This window comes from Nocardia neocaledoniensis (assembly GCF_029868625.1).
Classification (GTDB): domain Bacteria; phylum Actinomycetota; class Actinomycetes; order Mycobacteriales; family Mycobacteriaceae; genus Nocardia; species Nocardia neocaledoniensis_A.
This window is the reverse complement of record NZ_JARWOJ010000431.1, coordinates 1-3,706: the sequence shown is the minus strand read 5'-3', so window position 1 is coordinate 3,706 and position 3,706 is coordinate 1. Positions and strand designations below refer to the sequence as shown.

General features: G+C 74.3%; 2 protein-coding genes and 1 pseudogene. 1 reads left to right on the top strand and 2 read right to left on the bottom strand.

The window, feature by feature from the left end; translation table 11 throughout:
- Positions 1 to 1,055: pseudogene (locus tag QH270_RS33880) on the bottom strand (LuxR C-terminal-related transcriptional regulator); the annotation flags it as partial.
- Positions 1,048 to 2,823 (bottom strand): Hsp70 family protein, encoded by a 1,776-nt coding sequence (locus QH270_RS33875; protein ID WP_280348843.1) that lies wholly within the window; start codon positions 2,821 to 2,823, stop codon positions 1,048 to 1,050. The gene QH270_RS33875 and the pseudogene QH270_RS33880, both read right to left, overlap by 8 nt.
- A 278-nt stretch (positions 2,824 to 3,101) precedes the next feature.
- On the opposite strand from QH270_RS33875, the gene QH270_RS33870 reads away from it, so the two are divergent.
- A partial coding sequence (locus QH270_RS33870; protein ID WP_280348840.1) for an IniB N-terminal domain-containing protein occupies positions 3,102 to 3,706 on the top strand: 605 nt, incomplete at its 3' end.

The following is a 3,706-nucleotide window of genomic DNA, read 5'->3' as shown; positions in this document are numbered from 1 at the left end:
GGCGGGGCCTGGCGGACGGCGGTGTCGTTGCCCCCCGCAAGCGCGGCGGCCGCGCCCCCGCCCCCCGCGATCGACTCCCCGGGGGCGCCCGCGGCCGCCGCGGCGGCGTAGTAGCGCGCCGCGGCCCCGGACTTGGGGGCGGTGGCGCAGAGGAATTCGGCGAGTCGGGCGTCGACGACACCCGACTCGGCCAGGATCAGCGCGGTGCGGTCGCGCAGCAGTCCGGCGTCGATGCGGGCGGTGAGCAGGCCGCGCTGCACGGCGACATAGCGGCGCTCGCCCAGTAGTCGGCGCAGGGGTTCCACGGCGGGGGCGAGGAGCAGGTCGGCGTCGGTGACCAGCGCCCCGGCCCTGGCGCGGTCGATCAGCGTGTGCGCGGTGTCGGCGTCGATCCCGAGCACCTCGGTGAGTTCCGTTGCGTCCAAACCGGTTCCGGTGGCCGCGATGACAAGGGTCTCGAGCAGGTCCGGTTCGACCGTGTCGAGCTGGGTGCGCGCCCAGGCCGTCACCGCGTGCTCGACGGCGCCCGCGCCCGCGTCCAGCGTCGCCGTGCGCGCCGCGCGCAACGCCGCGACGACGCCGCCGGGGATGCCCGCGGTGAGCTGATGGATGTGCAGCGCCAGTGGCTGCGACACCGCCATGCCCAGTTCCCTGGCGAAGGTGGCGATGTCGCCGCTGCCCAGCGCCCGCAGCTCCACGGTGCGGCCACGCCTGGCCACCGCGTCGGTCAGGGCGCGGAGCCGGGGATCGTGCGGGCGCGGCTGCGTGGCCAGGACGGCCGGTCGGCCGGATTCGATCGCGGCGCAGAGGTTTTGGAGTTCGTCGTCGCCGCAGCTGTGCACGTTGTCGGCGATGAGCACCGATTCGGAGTCGCCCATCGCGTCGGCGATCGTGCGGCCCCGGCCGCGCAGATGCGCGCGAACGGCGTTGAGCAACACCGTCTTCCCGGTTTCCGCGCGACCGCGGATCAGCAGGACCGGTTGTCGATCGATCGCGTCGAGCTCACGAAAGACGGTGCGAGCGTTGGGGAAGGTGTCGAGAGCGATCTCAGCCACCGTTTCCTCCGAGGACCTGGCCCGGCAGCTGGGTGCCCGTCTCCAGGGTCTCGTCGACCACGCCGCCGAGGTCCTCGATCAGGCCGCCGGGGTTCACCTGCACCGGCGGGAGCTGCGGCCGCGGCGCGGGGGAGGGCGAGGGGGCCGGAGCCGGGGCGGGTGCGGGGGCAGGCGCCGGGGCTGGTGCGGGAGCAGGCGCGGGGGCCGGTGCCTGCGGTGCGGGCTGTTGCGGTGCGGGAGCCTCGGCGCCCGCGGGTGCTCGGGTGCCGCCGCTCGGTGCGTCGGCCGTCGCGGGCGAACCAGGGTTCGCCGTGCCGGGTGCTCCCGCCTCGGTCCCGACCGGCTGTCCGCCGGTGGTGCCCGCGGGCTGCGAACCGGCCGGGGCGACCACCCCCGTCGTGCCCGGTCGGGCGGGATCGGTGGCGCCCGAGCCGGTGGCGGCCGCGGGCGCGGTTCCCTGACCGGTCGAGGCGCCGTCGACGGCGGGCTCCGTGGTGCTGGTGGCCGGTCGGCTCGGCAGCGGCGACGTGACGCCACCGATCGCCAGCGTTCCGGTGGCCAGCGCCGCCATCGCCACCGCGGCGACGCCGACGAGCGCGGCCCGCTTGGCGGTGAACAGCCGGGTGGGCGCGGGCTCCGAGGACGGCAGCGCGATGTCCGCGGCGGCGGGAGGCGGCGGGGTCGCGACGACCACGGCGGGAATGGCCTCGGTGGGCACCGACACCGCGGCGACGTCGAGGGCGATCTCCGCAGCGCCGTGTGCCGCGGCGGTGGCCGGGTCGGCGCAGGCGGTGACGGCGAGCCCGAATTCGGTCGAGATCAGCTCGGCGACCAGCGGGATCGCGCCACCGCCGCCGGTGAGCAGGACCCGGCTCACGTCGCCGGTGCCGAGTCCGGCGCGGCGCACCGCGTCGCGGATCAGGTCCATGGAGTCGAGCAGGGCGGGGCGCAGCAGGTCTTCGAGCTCGCCGCGGGTCAACCGCACCTGTTCGGTCCGGATGTCGGGATGGAGCCTGCCCACCGGGACGACGGTGGCGGTGGATCTGGACAGTTCTTCCTTCGCCGTCGCGCAGCGGGCCCGAAGCCTCGACAATTCCGCTTCGACGACCGGATCGAACGGATCGATATCGATATCCTCGAGCGCGTTTGCCAGGACATAGCGCATTGTCAGCAGATCGAATTCCGCGCCGGCGACGGCCGTGCTGTGCTGTGCGGTCCCGAGCAGCCCGGCCTGTTCGCCGGTGCGCAGCACGGTGACGGTCAGTCCGCTCGCGCCGAGGTCGTAGACGACCAGTGCGCCGTCGTCGAGGAGGCCGTTCTCCATCTCGTAGCGGCGCAGCGCGGCCAGCGGCTCAGGGACCACGGTGACGTCCGGCAGTCCCACCCGCGTGAGCGCCGCCCGCGCGGTCTCGACGGTCTGCTCCGGCCACCACGCCGGGTAGCAGGCGACGATGGTGGATTCGGTTGCGGTACCGGACAGTTCGGTGACCAGCGCGTGGGTCGCGGCGGCGACGAGGTCGGCCGCGTCGTGGGTGGAACCGTCCGCTGCCAGCAGGTCTACCGGGTCGCCGACCCGGGACAGGTAGTCGTCGATGACGACACCGTCGATGTGCCGCGCGTTGTCGGCGAAGCTCACCGCGCCGTCGGCGCCGAGCAGCAGCCCGCTGCGATGGGTCACGACGGTGGCATGGGCGCCGTCGGCCTCGGCGGCCGCGGCGACCGAATTCGCCGCGCCGACAGTGAGGCCGAGCGCCAGACGCTCTGTCATTGGACAACCCCGTTCGCAGTACTCCGTGGACCGTGCTCGAGACCGCCGGGTGACCGGGCGTCCCACCCGATCTGTCGGTTGCCAGGGGGCCGCTGTTACCCGCGGTCGGACAAGTACGGGGAAATTCCCCTAATCGGCATCGAGCCCCTAATGGGGCGCCCCCGGCGTGAACTAGGTATTTGCCCCGTTACCTGTAACGACCTGCGGATCTAGCGTGAAAGACATTCCAACGACAACGGATCGGGCGCCGAGCCCTTGATCTGGAGGAGCTGATCTCGATGACACCCAACGCGATTCTGGAGTTCATCCTCAATCTGCTGCGCGACAAGGACGCCGCCGCCACCTACTGCGCCAACCCGTGCGCCGCGCTGGCCGCCGCCGGGCTCGAGGTGACTCCGGAGGACATCTCCGCCTGCGCCCCCATGGTGGCGGAGTCCGCGCTGGTCCACGGTGGCTCCCAGCTGCAGTCGATCGTCGCCGCGGGTGCCGCCGCCGGTGCGGGCGCGACCCTCGCCGCGACAGCGACCACGGCAGCCGCCGTCGCCGCCGCGACCGAGGTCGAGGCCGATGTCGACCTCGGCCTTGGCGCCACCGCGTCCGCCGTCGCCGACGTCGCGGCCCAGGTGGGCGCCGCGGTCGACACCGCCATCACCGCGGTCACCGACACGAACGTCGACCTCGACCTCTCGACCGGCCTCAGCACCGCCATCGGCCTCGGCGCCGACCTCGCCGCGGGCCTGAACGGCGCGGTCGGCGTCGGCGGCCGAAAGGCCCCCCCCGGGGAATGTGGCCGCGAACCCGCGCCCGGCCCGGGGCGGCGGCTCCCCCCCGGGCCCGGGGGGGGGGTTATACCGGGCGGCCGCGTCGGCGGCCGGGCCGCCCG

Excerpts from the sequence above, each read along its gene's own strand:
- QH270_RS33875 (WP_280348843.1), bottom strand. The coding sequence starts at position 2,823 with ATGACAGAGCGTCTGGCGCTCGGCCTCACTGTCGGCGCGGCGAATTCG.